The sequence below is a fragment of the Paenibacillus sp. Paensp111 genome, from assembly GCF_059492195.1.
This window is the reverse complement of sequence record NZ_CP168527.1, coordinates 381,556-397,122: the sequence shown is the minus strand read 5'-3', so window position 1 is coordinate 397,122 and position 15,567 is coordinate 381,556. Positions and strand designations below refer to the sequence as shown.

The following is a 15,567-nucleotide window of genomic DNA, read 5'->3' as shown; positions in this document are numbered from 1 at the left end:
GATGGAACAAGGACACCCCGGAGGGGGTGTCTTTGTGTTGTAGTCGAAACCTGTTCCACGCCTACACCGAATCTGCCGCGTTTATAAGGTCCTGTGCACTCAGTGTAGTCCCAATCATGAAGCGGCCCGGCCCCTTTTTCCGGACCCACAGGTGAACACTTGCCCAGGCCCCAGCATACCTTATAGCACCTGTTATTAGAGGTGAAGAAAGGGTGCGTGGCTTGAATGGGCATTCAGTTAACTGCAATTCACTGGGTGTATCTGGCTTTTATCGTGTTTATTATGGTACTTCTAATCCGTCGGCGCGATACGACGATGATCTGTGTGGCTGGGATCTTCGCGCTGGGACTGCTTGCTACCGAGACGCTTCATGGTTCGGTGTCGGGGATATTCGGCTCCTTCATCTATGCGACCAAAGAGCTTATGGGTACGATCATGATTATCTCCATCATTGTTGCGATGAGCCGGGTGCTCATTCGTACCGGTATAAATGAGACCATGGTAGCTCCCCTGACCCGCTTCCTGCGGACCCCGGCCATGGCATACTGGGGAATCGGCCTCATTATGCTAGTGACCTCGTTCTTCTTCTGGCCCTCGCCCGCTGTGGCATTGATCGGAGCAGTACTGCTGCCTGCTGCGCTCCGCGTAGGATTGCCGGCCCTTGGAGCAGCCATGGCGATGAATTTGTTCGGGCACGGCATTGCCTTGTCAGGGGATTATATTATTCAAGGAGCACCAAAGCTGACCGCAGACGCTGCGGGCCTCCCCGTATCAAGTGTCATGGAGGCCAGCGTTCCACTGGTTATTGTTATGGGAGTTGTGACGACGGCGTCGGCTTTCTGGATGATGCGCAGGGATCTGCGGAACGGTACCTGGAGGGACGGACTTGTATCCGGGGCAGGCAGCGCCGCAGATCTAACTGCCGGAAATGAGGAGCAGGTCGGTCCAGCGGCACACGATACGGATAAAGAATCCATCAAGCTCTCCCCCATGCTTAGAAAAGCTCTGGCCATCCTCATTCCGCTCTTCTTCATCGTGGACGTTGTGGTGATGTTCCAGCTCAAGCTGCAGGGCGGAGATGCCACGGCGCTGGTGGGCGGCACAGCGGTGTTCATTCTGATTGCAGTTACTATGCTTGCCCATCGTAATCAAGGCCTCGAGCAAGTAACCTCTTATCTTATAGACGGCTTCGTATTCGGATTCAAAGTATTCGGGCCGGTTATTCCTATCGCGGCCTTCTTCTATCTGGGCGATGCGGCATTTACCGAGCTGTTCGGCAAAGTCCTGCCGGGGGCGTCCCACGGTATTGTCAATGACCTTGGCGTTGCCTTGGCCGGATCCGTACCGCTGAACGGTGTGGTCGGCTCCGTCACCCTCACCGTTACGGGCGCCATTACAGGTCTCGATGGCTCCGGCTTCTCCGGCATTTCACTTGCCGGCTCCATTGCCCACCTCTTCGCTACAGCCATAGGTTCAGGTGCTGCAACCCTGACAGCCCTTGGCCAGGTGGCCGCCATTTGGGTCGGCGGAGGTACCCTGATTCCCTGGGCGCTGATTCCAGCCGCAGCAATCTGCGGCGTGAGCCCGTTCGAGCTGGCCCGGCGGAATTTGAAGCCGGTGCTGATCGGCCTGGGCGTAACGACAGTAGTGGCCATGTTCCTGGTGTAAGTAACAACACTAAGTAAGTTACATGGCCAATTTGCAGTCAGGCCGCCGGATATATGCTGCTCAAGACTGTGGCAGACTTTCCATCACAGCCGGAGCAGCTTCTGTCTCCGGCTAAGATGGATCCTCTGACTGCCGGTAATGCCGACGGCTTTGTTTATTTTCCCATACTCCGCTTCTAACTTCGGAGTCTGCTCTAACTTCGCGGAGCCCACAGAATAATAGATGCCCCAATCATGCAGATGGCCGCCCCGATCCAGTCGTACAGATCCGGATTACGGCGGTCAACCAGCCATCCCCACAGCAGAGCCAGGACGATGAACAGTCCGCCGTATGCGGCGTAGACGCGGCCAAAGGAAGGGAATTTCTGAAATGTAGGGATGATCCCGTAGACAATGAGGATCAACGCACCAATGAGACCGTACCAAGCCGGCTTCGATTCACGAATCCACAGCCAAATCAGGTACCCTCCGCCAATCTCCGCCAGTCCTGCAATCATAAAAATTAATAAAGATAAGGCCATAATTTGTTCCTCTCCTAACTCTTTAGGGTTACTAATGATCCAAAACAAGTTAACTTAGTTCATGCCAAATAGCAATCTGTATGGTTTTTCAAGGAAATTGAGTCCGTAAGCCTCTAGGGCTCTCGTGAGTCAGGACTCGTAATTCCGCTTGATCAAGCCTATACTGGTAGTATTGTAATTAAGCGTACGTCAACTTACCACTATAGAAATTCGTTATATCTACGTAAGGAAAGGGAGTGCAGCGATGCCTCTTCTAGAAGTGAAGGAACAGGAGCTTGTCCGCAGAACCGGCACGCAGAGCGGCCGCGATGCTGTCTTCTTCTATACAGCTCTATGTGGCACCTGCCATTTAGGCGAACGGATGCTGGAAATTGTGCAGGCTGCTGATCCATCTATCCAGATTAGTAAAATCAACATCAATTACGCCCCGGTACTGCGGGAGCAATGGAGAATCTCCAGTGTGCCGTGTCTGGTTCTACTTGAAGATGGAGAGCCTGTCCGGTTCGAGTACGCGATGCAGTCCGTGGATCATTTATATAAGCTTTTGCAGCAGCATTTCCTTACCCCATAGAAAGGACAACCCTAATGACTTTTCAGCTGACACAGCGAATTATCAAACTGCTATGCGGGCCGGAATCCTTTGAGCAGGGCGAGGCCTATTGCGGAGGGAGACGGGTCGCTTTTCAGAAATATGACCCGGAATCCGGAAGCTTCGCGGCCGTTGTCCACGGCAAGATGAGCTATAACATACAGGTCGAAATCGACAGCAACAGTGATGTCGATGCCAAATGCACCTGCTCGGCATATTACTCCAGCTTCCAGTACTGCAAACATATTGCGGCGGTCCTGCTGACGATTCACCAGACCGAGCATGGCGGTTACTCCCCGGTTCGCCCTATGCAGTCCGGTGGAAATGTGAGTCCCGGTGCGGTGGAGGAATCCGGAGTGAGAAAGCCCTTGCGAGTATACCATTTCGAAGGCTCGGAGCATTTTGAATCGCCCAAGGATTCACAGAGGAATTCACACGGGGATTCCCGGCTGGCTGGTGAACTGCTCGGTTTATTCCGCGACAAGCCCGTGCGCTCAAGTGCCACGCGTCTGTTCGATCCCAGGGAGCAGCTGGAGGTGGAGTTCATCTGCCGGCCTTTTGCCTATAGCCATAATAAATATATGTTCGGAGTCGAGATGAAGGTCGGCTCGAAGAGACTCTATATTGTTCAGAAAATAAGAGATTTCCTGGACCGCATCGAGCGGCGGGACTCGATGATGTTCTCCAAGCATTTCAGCTACGTTCCGGAGCTGCACAGCTTCAGTCCAGAGAATGATGCTGTGATTCAGCAGCTGATCAGCATCTATCAGCATGAGCGCATGTACCGCGAGACCTTAAGCAGCCACCCGGCCTATACGAACAGGTCCAGCGGCGAACGGCTGCTGCCGGTTCCTCCTTCGTTCTGGGAAGCCCTCTATCCTCATCTGGCAGCCGCTCCTTCGGTGAAGCTGATTCAGGAGGAACGAACCTACGAAGGAATTCATCTGTCAGGTGAAGGTCTGCCGCTGCGGTTCGAGTTCGATCAAGCTGCGTCTGAAGGCTACCAGCTGGATATTGAGGGTCTGGATGACCTTACTATACTTGAATCCTACGGAATTGTCCTTTCCGAAGGAAAGCTGCTGAAGCTGCCAGCCGGACGCTGCAAGCGGCTCCTTGAGCTGAAGCAGATGCTGGACACTTCGAACGGATCCCGAATTCAGATCTCCACGCAGCAAATGGAACCTTTTATGGAGAGGGTCGTTCCCGGCCTGATGAAGCTCGGAGAGGTTCATATTGCAGATGCGGTGTCTGACCGAATTATGAAGACAGCACTCAAAGCCAGGCTGTATCTTGACCGGATTAGAGACAAGCTGCTTGCAGGGCTTGAATTCCAGTATGGCGATATCGTGATTAATCCACTTGAGGTGGGGGGCTCTCAGCGCGGAGAAGGCCGTATTCTTATGCGCGATGGCGAGAAGGAGCGGCAGATTCTGGACCTGATGGAGCAAAGCGCTTTCGCGAAGAGCGACAGCGGCTATTTCATGGAGGACGAGGACGGAGAGTATGAATTCCTGTATCATCTTGTCCCGCAGCTGGAGAAGCTGGTGGAGGTATTCGCCACTTCTGCAGTCAAAGTCAGATTAATAGCACCTTCCACCCCGCCCAAAATTCGCGCCGATCTTAATGAACGTACCGATTGGCTGGAGTTCCGCTTCGATATGGAAGGCATTCCGGAATCCGAAATTCGGAACCTGCTCAGGTCGCTGGGCGAGAAACGCAAATATTACCGGATGCCGAATGGTTCCCTGTTGCCGCTCGAAAGCGAGGAATTCCAGGAAATTGTTAGGCTGATCAACGAGGTCGGCATCCGGCTTGGTGATATCGAGGGGTCGCAGGTTCGGGTTCCGGCTGTCCGGGGCCTCCATCTGCTGGATGCTCATGAGCAGCGCAGCTCGTTAATCCTGGGCAAGTCCTTCCGGCGCCTTCTTGAGAATATGCGTAATCCGGACAATCTAGAGTTCCCTGTTCCCGCCACACTGGATAAGGTTCTTCGGGATTACCAGAAATACGGTTACCAGTGGATGAAGACGCTCGCCCACTATCATTTCGGCGGGATTCTTGCCGATGATATGGGACTTGGCAAGACGCTGCAGGCCATTGCCTTTATCGTCTCGGTGCTGCCCGAGGCCAGAAGCCAGGGTCTGCCGATCCTGGTCGTGGCTCCCGCTTCGCTTGTCTACAACTGGCGAAATGAGCTGGGCAAATTCGCGCCGGAAGTACGGACCGTCATTGCTGACGGAAGCCCCAGTGAGCGAAGCCGGCTGCTTGGCCGGAAGTCTGGCGCAGAGGTCATCATCACTTCCTATCCGCTTCTTCGGAAGGATAAGGATCTGTATGCAGATGAGCCCTTCCATACCCTGATTATGGACGAGGCTCAAGCATTCAAGAATCACGGTACGCTGACCGCACAGTCTGTCAAATTGATCGAGGCGAAGTACCGCTTCGCCCTTACCGGGACACCTGTCGAGAATGGGCTTGAAGAGCTGTGGTCCATCTTCAGCGCCGTATTCCCGGCTTTGTTCCCGAACCGTCAGGATTTCAATGACCTCCCGCGGGAGACCATAGCCAGACGAGTTCGTCCTTTTCTGCTTAGACGCCTGAAGTCCGATGTCCTGAAGGAGCTGCCTGACAAAATCGAAACCGTGCAGTCCTCCGAGCTGCTCCCTGAACAGAAGAAGCTCTACACGGCTTACCTCGCCGAGCTGCAGGCGGAGACCGTGAAGCACCTCAAGGAGGATGATCTGCAGAAGCACCGGATCAAGATCCTCGCCGGGTTGACCCGGCTTCGCCAGCTTTGCTGCCATCCAGCCCTGTTCGTCGAAGGGTATAAGGGAAGCTCCGCCAAATTCGAGCAGCTGCTAGAGATCATCGATGACTGCCGAAGTGCAGGCAAGCGCATGCTGATCTTCTCGCAGTTCACCCAGATGCTTGGCCTGATCCGGCGGGAGCTTGGTTATCAAGGGGTGCCGCATTTCTACCTGGACGGCCAGACACCGGGCGCGGAGCGGGTGGAGCTGTGCAGCAGGTTCAATGAAGGGGAAGGCGACCTGTTCCTGATCTCCCTCAAGGCCGGCGGGACTGGTCTGAACCTGACTGGAGCGGACACTGTCATCCTGTACGACCTATGGTGGAATCCCGCGGTCGAGCAGCAGGCTGCCGATCGGGCGCACCGGATCGGACAGAAGAATGTCGTGCAAGTAATCCGCCTCGTATCCGAGGGTACGGTAGAGGACAAGATGTACGAGCTTCAGCAGAGGAAGAAGAATCTGATCGAAGAAGTCATTCAGCCGGGGCAGGAGTCGTTATCCTCCCTCTCCGAGCAGGATATCCGCGAGATTCTGAGCATAGAGCTGTAATCTACACGACTTTTATAACGTGGTTATTATATTAAACAAAAGCACCACCCTCTCAGGAAGTTCATTCCACTCCTGAGAGGGTGGTGCTTTATTTGTGACGAGCCCCTAGTCTACTTTCGCCCCGAAAGCCCGCATGAAGGACACGGCCTGATTCCCATCCATCCTGGCTCCCTCCACGGAAAAAGACCTGAAATCGACTCCGTCCATCTCCGCTCCGCGCAGATCGGCTCCCTTCAGCTTCGCCTTGGCGAATTGCGCCCGGGTCAGCTCCGCCTTTCTAAGATCCACCTTCTCCAGATTTGCACCTGTAAGGTCGGCTTCAATCAGACGAACACCCCGCAGGTCCTGCTTGGTCAGACCGGCAAATCTGAGATTGGTATAGGACCAGTCTCCTTTATAGATCGTGATTCCATCCAGCTGGGCTTTGGTGAAGTCGGAGCCCGTCATTTTACACTCGGTGAATTTCGATACAAACAGGTTAGCATCATGGAAGATGCAGTTCTCAAATGCCGACTCCGTATGTATCGACGCATTCAGATGCGCGGCAGTAAAGTCACATTCTATAAAACGGCAGCCCGCCGTGGTAGTCTCCTCCAGCGAAGTTCCGATGAACCGGCAGCGCACGAAGGTGCACCGGGTCAGTTCCCCGTCTCTTTGATCCGTCCGGCTGAAGTCTACCTCGTTAAACTCTTGATCAGTGTATTGATACATCGCCTATCCTCCTGTCTTAATTCCGCTACCTCTAGTGTACCGCAACCCGCTAATGTATAGGTAATAGACTACATATTCTGCCTATTAATGCATTTTGAGATATGCCCTATGTAACAACAAAAAAGACCTGGCCCCATAGGCCAAGCCATTACAATGATATCACCCTTCAGCCTCTAGTTCCCATCATCCTCTGAAGCTTGGCTTCCAGAATCGCCTGATTATCCAGGATATCCGAGAGCATCTCATAGAGAACCTGATTGGAGACTTCTGTTGCCTGCAAGCCCTGGGTGCGCTTCGACTGCCGAAGCCAGATCTCTTCAGACTTGACCCGCAAAGGATCTGCGGCTATATGGAAGTGGTTCGCACCTGATCTAGGCTTCTTGGCAGGAAGCGGGGATTTCAATACTTTAGATGACGCAAGCTCTTCCGCCTGCTCTTCTGTACCCGGCTTATTCTCTGAGGAGATGGTCGCTTTCAGCGAGCTATCCTTCTTAGTTCCCACTATTCACCACCACCTTCATCTCGGCATTGCGGTCCAGCCCCAAGGTTCTGACACGGAACTCGCCTGGCTCTTCACTTGTAATCGTAATTTCGGCTGCGCCATCCGAACATTTCACCTGCTGCTGGATTCCACTAACTTCAACAAGAATGGGTTCGTTATAATCGCGCAGGAGTTGACCCTTCCAGTCAGACACTACAATCTGCAGGGTTAACACATCCTTGCCGTCTCCGGTAATCGTAGTTTTATCCGCCTTGATATCCGAATGTACCCCCTCAAAGGCACCATGAACATAACGGGTGAACATCAGGCTAGGATTCTTATAGGACTCCTCATCAATCGGGATCAGCAGCTCCGACAGAACTTCCCCGGACAACTCACTTAGCCCCTCTACTCTTCCCTTAGCGTCTATTTGAGCATAATAGTTAGGCAAATTCGATAACCTCCCATGCGTATGAGTTATATGCAAACGGGAAGCTGAGCGTGGATTGCACGGTTAGTTTGTTAGAAGACACCAGCTCCGCGACCAGATCCGTCTCTGTATATTCCAGACGAGTACTGCCCCATTCAGGTCTTGATTGAAACCCGGTAAAATGCACGTTAATAAATGTTTTGTTCATATCCACGGCATCAATGATAATTTCCCTGTAGTTGGTATATTCCCCTGTGCTGCTATCTGCACGAAGAAATCCTCTTCCCCGCTGTACTTTCTTGATCCCCACACCTCTCCACCCCAATCCGTCATTGAACTGAAAGTTCCCGTTATCCACCCGCAGGGAAATCCCGTTCACCTTCTCGGCCTGCGGCAGGTCCCCTGATAATCTGGACTGGATCGAGGCATTCAGATAAATGGTCTTGTTCCCGTTACGCTGGGCCAGAACTAACCGGTCCTTGTTGTCATAATTCCGCAGGCCTTCGTTCCACCGGCCGACCGAGGGCTGCACAGTAACCGCATGTTCATAAGGGATATCTACATAAAGATAACCCCAGTCTGGAATCTGGTACGTGCCGGCTTTTACGCGAAAATAAGTCCCCGCAGGTCCGTTCATCACGATGATTTCCCTCTCAAGTGTAAGCACACCGGCTCCGTTGTCGGTCACATTGCCTTCGGCCATAATACTCAGTCCTTGAAGCCTCGCATTCACTCCCCAAGGACGTATATCCTCAAGTGCATCCCCATCAGCCTGGCCGTGATATCTGCTGTAGACAGCCAGACAGGAAATGACCGTTCTTGTTGATACCGCATGGGCCGTAACCGTCAGCCTTACATAGGTTGCATCCTGGCTTTGATTAAAAGGAATCACGCTAAACGGCTCATACATGCCTCCCCCGAACGTAAATACCGGGGTCCAGGTCGCTGCATCGTTACTGACCTCGATCGTAAATCCTTTGGGCATTGTGCTCAGATCCGAGCCAACCCAAGAGCCGAAGGACATGCCCTCTACCTGGATATGCCGTTTGCCCAAGAAGATTGTAATGGACTGGGGGAGAACGGCCTCTTTGGGAAGCGACCACAGATGATTATCCCCCTTGCTGCCCCACTGGAACGTATAGGGTGTCGTCGGAACCCCTGTGAGTTCACCTCCGGTTATCGTAACTGACTTATATCTGGCTATGTTAGAACTAAGGCCTCCCGAACGCAGATGCTGGCGCTCGATTGAGCTCTTCGCGATCTTGTCGCCAAGGATGGCACCCGCCGCTACTTTCTCGCTGGTGACTGCTCCAGAAGCAATCCCTTCCTTGCCGATCTGGGGCGCATCACCCGGCTTCCCGGTATGACGGTGCCCTTTGGTATCACTGAACAAGGCATCTATAGCCTGGATATTCTCATTTTGTGCTAACCGCCTAACCGTATCTGTAGCTTCAAATGTCTTAAGCCCTGTTGGCAAATTTCCCATCCATCGTCACTCCCTTTCCTATAGCTTCCATACCTCCAACTGATCCCAATTCTTATGCAGCGCCTCCAATTCGTCCCATGTGAGTTCCGCCTTATCGAGCTCTTCCCACCGTAGATAGGTGAACTGGTACTTCACATTCAGATGGGCGGGCACGATCTCGCGGACGGCCGCTTTCACATCATTCAGGTTGGGCGGAACGCCTCTTCTGCCAATGAATGTAATGACGACTTCGTAGTCGGCAAAATTCTCCTTAACCTCGACTTCCCCGTTCTGGAACGAATCAACCACCGTTTTGATCCCGGCTACGGTTACCGTACCAGATCCGCGCAGTTTGGACTTGATCAGGGAACGCCGCTGGTCGTTCGGCTTGCTCTCCTGAACAGGAATCCCGCAAATCTCTTCCCATTTCGCCAGACCCCAGGTGGCTGTATCCACAAAGAACTGGTTAAGCACATCCTGTACCTGCTCGTGATAGCGGATTAATTCGGCCGATTCCCTTCCGAGCAGATGATCCACAATCCTGGAATCCGAATAATACTTCGGAAGATAATCGTGCATGTCTAGCTCAATATTACGTAACAATAAAGTTCACCGCCCCGGGCACAGCAACCTGGTCTTCTTCCATGTGAAGATTTCCGGGCTCGCCATTGAGGGTCAAATCATCAAAATCAATAACCGTCTCAATATTCAGCAATAAGCCAAGGATCCGATTATAGCGTACAGTCGACTCCTGAAATGCCAAATCGGCCAGATATTCAGTCAGTTCCTTAAGAAACAACTCTTTAATCTCCGCAAGCGAGGCTCCACCAGCAAGAGTCACCTTGGCGACTACCTCGATCGGAATCTCAACAGCAGGAGATACTGTAACCTTGGCTCCAACCGGTCTGCGCTCTTCGACGGCCACCCGGACGTTCTCTATAATAGGAGGCTTCGGTGCCCGTTTGTCGTCGGATAGAAGAGCAAGCTTCACCGTCCCGTTCCCCTTCCAGACGGGGAACACCTTCACATCCCCGACTCCCGGCACCTCAAGCGCCCACTGCCGGTAATGCCAGACATTCCCGCTGGTCGCCGGTCTTCTCACTCTGTCGAGATATCTCCCGAGCAGCGATTCATCCGACTCCAGATCAGCCCCGTTGATGAAGGCCTCCGTATTCGTTACATTCACGATCCCCGAAAGATTGCCGAGCACCAGCTTAATCTGGCGTGCGGCCACGTTGCCTCTGCTTCCTCCCAATACAGCCTCTGCATGGACCTGCAGAGTACCCGATTGAATCTTTCCGGCTTCCGTAGTCACGAAGCTCACCGGCTCCTCTTGGTCGGTGGAGACCACCGTTCCAGCTGGAACCGTTATATCGTTATCTCCACTGAACTCAAGCATTCCCTGAGCTCTCACACTGGGACGCCGGGCCAGCCCGAATTCTTGAGCTCTAAGCTCCAGATATTCTGACGGCTGCTGAGGTCCGGCAAATCCGAACCGAAGTACATTGTCCAGCTCTATGTAGGCGTGAGCCATTTCAATCGCCGCTGGAGCGAGCAGATCATAAGTGACCGCCCCTTGGCGTTTATCAATATCATCCGGGATCTGGGCGAGCATCCGCTGCAAAATGGCAGATTGAGTCTCTTTCTCATACATGGCTAAATCTTCACCTCCTGTTCGATCAGGCCTTCACTTGTCTGCACCATAAAAGTCACGTGGAGCTCATCCGCCTTACGGACGACCTGAAAGCGGCTAACCCCCTCAATCCGGTCATCATAGCTTAGCGCTTCGGTAATTACTCTTGTGATCTCGCTCTTCAGGAGCTCCTGGGAAATGTCCTGGCCCAGCAGGCTATCCAGCTCACAACCGTATTGACCGTTATAGATAAGATACCGGTAACGTGCGGTGATAATGGCCTTACGGATATATTGTCGCAGAGCTTCCATTCCCTCTATCATTCGCCCTGTAATCTCTCCAGAATCGAAATCAAGGGCGTAGGTCCGCGAGGCTCGCGGCTGCGGCTTCAACAGAACAAATCTCTCTTCCTGCTTCCTCAGCGGAGATAGAGCCATTAGTACATCACCGCCCGGTCCAAAATAATATAGAACTGCCCCTGCTGAATTCCGGCAACCAGCACCCGGTCATCCTTCTTCAGTTCATCCACGAACTCAAGCTCGGCTTCCTCCACCGTCTGATCCGCATCCGATAAGTCGAGACTGGTGAATGACAAGGGGTGATCATGCGGCCCAGGGGGCATCTGCACCATGGTCACCCCCACCTTCAGACCTGTCGGCGGAGCCGGTAAGGGCGGGCTGCTGGCGGAGATCTTCGTTCCTCCGCTGCTCTTCAGATTGATCGTGCGTTTGTGCTTGGTAAGCGACTGGGCAACGATCAGGTCGTCTTTTTCCAATTCCACGTTCATATGATCCACCTTGATCTTGAGCTCTGGAGGCGCGCTCGTAACCGTCGCCAGCTCTATGGAGACATCCGAGTTGTACCCGATCGCCCGGATTAACTGGACCAGCTGGCTTGCTCCGGAACCTTCAATTCTCTCCATATGGGCTAGGCCTCCTTAGTCTCCTTGTATTCCATCTTGGGCAGTTCGTCCGCAGCCGACAGGGTCAGCGACATCTTGTGAGTTCCGCCCTCAAAGGAATGATCGTCCGAAGATACATAGTAGCCGCCAAGAATCCCGGTCATGGATTCCTTGACGTATACCGCTGAACCCGACACCACCTCATCGATGCCCAGACACTCGATATGGGCCTCATCGTCAATGGTGCCCATCTCCTTCAGCAGCTGCTTGGCACGCTGCTCCATTTGGGACCTTGTCATACTCTGATCCGGCTTCTCTAAATGCTGCATAATGCCGAAGCGCTGGATCAGCTCTGCATCCTTGGCACTTGCTGTCATTTCCTTCTTCTTATTGTCCCCACCGGCTACCTTGATCTGTGTCTTCATCTCTTCAATCGATTGGGAGTAGCTGGCACCCAGGATGTTGACGCCGTTCTCAAGCACCCACTTCACTTCCTGCTCCTTGCGGGGGAGGAGATGCAGCTTGCCTTCCCGGGAAGTCAGATAGAACTGCTCCCCTGTCTGCTTGCGGGTCTCCGTGAGGGCCATCACCATCATTTCGAACAAGGTCTTGTCACGAAATACGAGCTTCGGGATTACAAATCCGGTATCCTTGATCTCGCCCATATCTACAGAGAACTCGCTGCACAGCTTCCTGACCACGTCGGATGCCTTCATACTGCGGAAGATCTTCGTGTCTTTGTTCTTCGTCAAATAAATATTCTCATCATAGGCCGTCAGCGACATTTGCCCCTCCGCATCGATCGAATCTGCAAAAATAACGCCGCGAAACAGCTCCTTCTTCTCGCCCATCATCAGCCGCAGCTCATTTCCCTTCTCTGGCAGCTGAAGCCGGCTGCGCATATCCGCTGTATTCGACAGCTCAACGACCAGCTTACGGGAAGCCTGCTTGCTGTCCCCGGACCATTGAACTGACTTGACTATCGGGTCAAGGAAAGTCTGAACCCCGGATTCGATGTAGACAACACTCCAGTTCATGATGGAATCACCAGCTTCTGACCCGGGTAGAGCGAATTCGGGTTCTTCCCGATCGTGAGTTGATTCAAGCTGTAAATTTCGCTCCAGCGGTCACCCTTCCCGAGTGTCCGCTGGGCGATCTTCCACAGCGTATCACCGGGAATAACGACATAAGCCTTGGGCGGAATCCTGGAGTCCGGGCGGGGATTGCCCTCAGCCACTACGGCACTGCCAGCCCCGCTTTTCTCGATCTGCCGGAACTGGACTTCTTCATACTGCTTCAGTTCAAGCTCATAATACACATCGCCTGGACTCCCAGCGCGCTCACTATATTGGAACGACCTGATGGTCACCTGCTTCTTGATCTCAGTTCCCGTAATACTAAGGCGGATCGGTCTGCGCGCAGCCATCCAGCCCTCAATTAGCTCCACTGTCTTCCACGGACTCATGAGATCCTCATACTCGCAATAGCCGGGATGATAGTCACGGGGGAAGAAGGAAGCGAACGAGTATATCTTGAGTTCGGCCTCTCCAATAATGGTGTACTCCCCAAGCTGGGTCACCTTCACATCTTCATAAGCATGGGAGCTCTTGACCGAGAGCTGCTCCGGGTTAACGGGCAGCCACAGCCACTCCTTCATATCCAGTGTAGATAACCAGAATTCCAGTGAAGCCATCAGGCCATCAATCCTCCCGCACTTTTGATCTCACGGGCAAGAGCTCTTGCAATGGCATCAATATCGGAATCCTGACGGACATTGAACGTATTGCCAGTGATTGAAATGGAGCTTCCACCAGATCCAGCAGCAGAGAACGCTCGGTTCTCGCTGGCGGTCATAATGCGCTCACCCTTATGCAGCCTGGCCTGCATGCCGTCATAAGGAACATAATCCAGCCCATGATAGCGATTCTGAAGCGGCGCACTGCCTGCGGTCGCCTGTGCCGCGACATTGCCCTGCACCTGTACGGTCGCTGACAGATTCTTGTCACTGCCGAACAGGTCGCCGAAGAAGGAGGATACCGCCGTAGATACGGTCTCTACCAAATCCAGAATGGTCTGCATATGGTACTTGAACAGGTAGGCCAGCCCCGCAATCGCGGCACCCACCAGGGCGACTACAGCTATGATAGGCAGGAAAGGCGCAACCGCAGCCCACCCCGCCACAGCCGAGGCCCACAAAGCTGGCGCGAACAAGCCGATCAGTACCGCCGCCATGCCGGTGATGGCAGGGACAAGAATATCTGCCTGGTTCGTGATGAACTCCATCACGCTGACCATGGCTTCACCGAACGGCATCAACGCCTCGCCAAGCGGGGCCAGAGCCAAGGTAATCCGGTTCTGAAGTGTGGCGAACCGGTCGCCGAAGCTCTCCACCGATTTGGAGTGCTTGAGTATGCCGCCCTCGGACGCGCCCATGGCGTCCGCTATTCCTTTGAACTCTACCTGACCGCCTCGAAGGGCGGTGACCAGATCGCCGCTGACCTTGCTTCCAAAGCTCTCGGTTGCTATTCTGGCGGCGTCGGCCTCCGTAGCCGCGCTGCGGATTTGATTCGCAACCTCCGTAATCCCGCCGGTAGGAAAGCCCTTCTTCATGGCATCTTCAATCGGGGTAATCCCTTCCTTCTGCCACTTCGCCATCAGGACCATCGTCTGGTCGAACCCAAACCCCATCTGCTTCATCGGATCGCTCGCCTGACCCATCCGCTTCATCAGATCACCCATGGAGACTTCACCCGCACGGCTCGCCGCAAAGAACTTCTCCATCATCTGCTTGCTGCCATCCGTTGCAATTCCCCATACTCCCATCGCTTTGGCGGCGGAGTCTGCCGCCGCGGCACTGTCCGTACCGGTAAGACGGGAAGCATCCAGCAGCGTCTTGGTCATATCCTCAAGCTTCTGACCGGTCAGTCCTGTGTCCCGGTTCAGAATCCCCATCGCTTTGCCCACCTCGGTGAGGCTTTGCGGTACCTGTCCTCCCACCTTCTTGAAGGACCCGACAAGCACTTCCATGTCCATAGCCGCTGCGCCCGAGGTTGAGCGAAGCACCCCAAAAGCTTCGCTGTACTTCTTGGCAGCTTCTATGGACTGATCCTTGACCAGGGTGAACAAGCTGCTGGCCGTCCCGGTAATGGCCGAGACCGCCCCCTTGTTCTTCTCCATGGCGACATGGATCGGGTCATCGCCCAGCGGCTTGCGCAGCCTTCTGTACCCGCGCTGCAGCGCACCTGGCGGATTATCAAATTTGGTCTTGATCCGATCACGAATGCTGACCGGCTGACGGGTGAACTGGCTCCTCAGCCGCTCCATCAGCCCCTTCTTCTCCGGGGCAGCAGTTGTCCCTCCGCCAGGCTGTGCCGCCGCGGCCTGGGCCGCCTTGGCTGCGGCGCTAACCTTCTCCTTCGCTTCCTGCATCGCCTGCAGCCGTTCAAGCTTGCGCTTGGCCTTCCGGCCCTTGCCGGCAGCCGCCGCAGCAATAGCGGCTTTCATCGAAGCCGCTTCAATCGCCTCGGCCTGCTCCGCTGCGGCCTTGGCCGCTTTGGCCGCTTCCTGCTTGGCCGCTTCGGCTCGCACGGCGTAGGCTTTCTTGACGGCATTTCTGCCACCGCGTGCCATCTCCAGCTGCATGGCAGCCGCAAGGACGGGCCCTTTTGCGGCCTTCTGCCAGCCTTCACTGATCTTGGTGTACACGGCCGGCTTGGACAGATTCGCGGTCATTTGTGTTATTTTCTCAAGCAGCTTACTCAGCTTTTCCGCGCTCGATAGGTTGTTGCTCAAGATTCTTCACCTCCTCGCTGA

15 protein-coding genes are annotated in these 15,567 nt (G+C 54.1%); 3 read left to right on the top strand and 12 right to left on the bottom strand.

All coding sequences use genetic code 11. The features are described from left to right. The first annotated feature begins 225 nt into the window (after window positions 1-225). Window positions 226-1,668, top strand: a complete 1,443-nt coding sequence (locus ACEN86_RS02000; RefSeq protein ID WP_495632713.1) for a hypothetical protein — start codon at window positions 226-228, stop codon at window positions 1,666-1,668. 193 nt (window positions 1,669-1,861) lie between these two features. On the opposite strand, the gene ACEN86_RS01995 is transcribed toward ACEN86_RS02000, so the two are convergent. Continuing rightward, window positions 1,862-2,188 (bottom strand): YnfA family protein, encoded by a 327-nt coding sequence (locus ACEN86_RS01995; RefSeq protein WP_495632712.1) that lies wholly within the window; start codon window positions 2,186-2,188, stop codon window positions 1,862-1,864. 244 nt (window positions 2,189-2,432) lie between these two features. On the opposite strand from ACEN86_RS01995, the gene ACEN86_RS01990 reads away from it, so the two are divergent. Both ACEN86_RS01990 and ACEN86_RS01985 read left to right on the top strand, forming a co-directional pair. Then, the gene (locus tag ACEN86_RS01990) at window positions 2,433-2,759 is read left to right on the top strand and encodes a thioredoxin family protein (protein WP_495632711.1); all 327 of its coding nucleotides are present in this window, start codon (window positions 2,433-2,435) and stop codon (window positions 2,757-2,759) included. Window positions 2,760-2,773: 14 nt separating this feature from the next. Beyond that, window positions 2,774-6,133: a DEAD/DEAH box helicase gene (locus ACEN86_RS01985; RefSeq protein WP_495632710.1), complete on the top strand. Its 3,360-nt coding sequence runs from the start codon at window positions 2,774-2,776 to the stop codon at window positions 6,131-6,133. A 105-nt stretch (window positions 6,134-6,238) separates the two neighbouring features. On the opposite strand, the gene ACEN86_RS01980 is transcribed toward ACEN86_RS01985, so the two are convergent. The 11 genes from ACEN86_RS01980 to ACEN86_RS01930 all read right to left on the bottom strand — a co-directional run bounded on the left by ACEN86_RS01980 (window position 6,239) and on the right by ACEN86_RS01930 (window position 15,546). Then, on the bottom strand, window positions 6,239-6,844 hold the full coding sequence (locus tag ACEN86_RS01980; protein WP_495632709.1) for a pentapeptide repeat-containing protein: 606 nt from the start codon (window positions 6,842-6,844) through the stop codon (window positions 6,239-6,241). Between the two features lie 166 nt (window positions 6,845-7,010). Further along, window positions 7,011-7,346, bottom strand: coding sequence for a hypothetical protein (locus ACEN86_RS01975; protein ID WP_495632708.1), 336 nt, complete (start codon window positions 7,344-7,346; stop codon window positions 7,011-7,013). Next, window positions 7,336-7,776: an Ig-like domain-containing protein gene (locus tag ACEN86_RS01970; protein ID WP_495632707.1), complete on the bottom strand. Its 441-nt coding sequence runs from the start codon at window positions 7,774-7,776 to the stop codon at window positions 7,336-7,338. The genes ACEN86_RS01975 and ACEN86_RS01970 overlap by 11 nt, the downstream gene beginning before the upstream one ends. Then, window positions 7,769-9,241: a discoidin domain-containing protein gene (locus ACEN86_RS01965; protein ID WP_495632706.1), complete on the bottom strand. Its 1,473-nt coding sequence runs from the start codon at window positions 9,239-9,241 to the stop codon at window positions 7,769-7,771. Before ACEN86_RS01965 ends, ACEN86_RS01970 begins: the two co-directional genes overlap by 8 nt. 18 nt (window positions 9,242-9,259) lie before the next feature. After that, window positions 9,260-9,823 carry a YmfQ family protein gene (locus ACEN86_RS01960; protein ID WP_495632705.1) on the bottom strand — a complete coding sequence of 188 codons (564 nt, stop codon included), beginning with the start codon at window positions 9,821-9,823 and terminating at the stop codon, window positions 9,260-9,262. After that, window positions 9,813-10,874: a baseplate J/gp47 family protein gene (locus ACEN86_RS01955; RefSeq protein WP_495632704.1), complete on the bottom strand. Its 1,062-nt coding sequence runs from the start codon at window positions 10,872-10,874 to the stop codon at window positions 9,813-9,815. The genes ACEN86_RS01960 and ACEN86_RS01955 overlap by 11 nt, the downstream gene beginning before the upstream one ends. Before the next feature lie 2 nt (window positions 10,875-10,876). After that, the gene (locus tag ACEN86_RS01950; protein WP_495632703.1) at window positions 10,877-11,290 is read right to left on the bottom strand and encodes a DUF2634 domain-containing protein; all 414 of its coding nucleotides are present in this window, start codon (window positions 11,288-11,290) and stop codon (window positions 10,877-10,879) included. After that, window positions 11,290-11,775, bottom strand: coding sequence for a DUF2577 family protein (locus ACEN86_RS01945; RefSeq protein WP_495632702.1), 486 nt, complete (start codon window positions 11,773-11,775; stop codon window positions 11,290-11,292). The genes ACEN86_RS01950 and ACEN86_RS01945 overlap by 1 nt, the downstream gene beginning before the upstream one ends. A 5-nt stretch (window positions 11,776-11,780) precedes the next feature. Beyond that, entirely contained in the window at window positions 11,781-12,791 is a 1,011-nt protein-coding gene (locus ACEN86_RS01940; RefSeq protein WP_495632701.1) for an XkdQ/YqbQ family protein, read from the bottom strand. After that, window positions 12,788-13,447, bottom strand: a complete 660-nt coding sequence (locus ACEN86_RS01935) for a LysM peptidoglycan-binding domain-containing protein (RefSeq protein ID WP_495632700.1) — start codon at window positions 13,445-13,447, stop codon at window positions 12,788-12,790. The genes ACEN86_RS01940 and ACEN86_RS01935 overlap by 4 nt, the downstream gene beginning before the upstream one ends. Continuing rightward, on the bottom strand, window positions 13,447-15,546 hold the full coding sequence (locus ACEN86_RS01930) for a phage tail tape measure protein (RefSeq protein WP_495632699.1): 2,100 nt from the start codon (window positions 15,544-15,546) through the stop codon (window positions 13,447-13,449). Before ACEN86_RS01930 ends, ACEN86_RS01935 begins: the two co-directional genes overlap by 1 nt. Between the last annotated feature and the right edge of the window lie 21 nt (window positions 15,547-15,567).

Coding starts and splice junctions, on each gene's coding strand:
- ACEN86_RS02000 (WP_495632713.1), top strand. CDS start 226: ATGGGCATTCAGTTAACTGCAATTCACTGGGTGTATCTGGCTTTTATC.
- ACEN86_RS01995 (WP_495632712.1), bottom strand. CDS start 2,188: ATGGCCTTATCTTTATTAATTTTTATGATTGCAGGACTGGCGGAGATT.
- ACEN86_RS01990 (WP_495632711.1), top strand. CDS start 2,433: ATGCCTCTTCTAGAAGTGAAGGAACAGGAGCTTGTCCGCAGAACCGGC.
- ACEN86_RS01985 (WP_495632710.1), top strand. CDS start 2,774: ATGACTTTTCAGCTGACACAGCGAATTATCAAACTGCTATGCGGGCCG.
- ACEN86_RS01980 (WP_495632709.1), bottom strand. CDS start 6,844: ATGTATCAATACACTGATCAAGAGTTTAACGAGGTAGACTTCAGCCGG.
- ACEN86_RS01965 (WP_495632706.1), bottom strand. CDS start 9,241: ATGGGAAATTTGCCAACAGGGCTTAAGACATTTGAAGCTACAGATACG.
- ACEN86_RS01955 (WP_495632704.1), bottom strand. CDS start 10,874: ATGTATGAGAAAGAGACTCAATCTGCCATTTTGCAGCGGATGCTCGCC.
- ACEN86_RS01950 (WP_495632703.1), bottom strand. CDS start 11,290: ATGGCTCTATCTCCGCTGAGGAAGCAGGAAGAGAGATTTGTTCTGTTG.
- ACEN86_RS01945 (WP_495632702.1), bottom strand. CDS start 11,775: ATGGAGAGAATTGAAGGTTCCGGAGCAAGCCAGCTGGTCCAGTTAATC.
- ACEN86_RS01940 (WP_495632701.1), bottom strand. CDS start 12,791: ATGAACTGGAGTGTTGTCTACATCGAATCCGGGGTTCAGACTTTCCTT.
- ACEN86_RS01935 (WP_495632700.1), bottom strand. CDS start 13,447: ATGGCTTCACTGGAATTCTGGTTATCTACACTGGATATGAAGGAGTGG.